The sequence below is a fragment of the Oleiphilus sp. HI0080 genome, from assembly GCF_001635135.1.
Genome location: NZ_LWFU01000785.1, coordinates 1 through 317 on the forward strand (window position 1 = coordinate 1; position 317 = coordinate 317).

General features: G+C 48.6%; 1 protein-coding gene. It reads left to right on the forward strand.

Going from position 1 to position 317, the window contains the following annotated elements:
- Positions 1-300: PLP-dependent transferase (locus tag A3751_RS16215; RefSeq protein ID WP_197466415.1), on the forward strand; the 300-nt coding region annotated here is incomplete at its 5' end.
- Between the last annotated feature and the right edge of the window lie 17 nt (positions 301-317).

The window sequence follows — 317 nt, forward strand, 5'->3', positions numbered from 1 at the left end:
TATTATGAGCTGGCCAAGCAACAGCAGTCTGGTTCGAGTGGCGTACTATCGTTTCGGGTAGTAGGTGGGCGAAGTGAGGCTTGGGCTGTTATTGATGGTACGGAGTTTATTTCGCTGACGGCAAATCTCGGTGATGCAAAAACCACTATCACGCATCCGGCGACTACGACGCATGGCCGTTTGTCGGATGAGGAAAAAGAAAGAGCGGGAATTAGCGAAAACCTGATCCGTGTTTCAGTTGGTCTCGAAAATCCTCAAGATATTATTTCTGACCTCGAGAAAGGCTTGGCGTCACTCTGACGCTAAGCGTACTTATT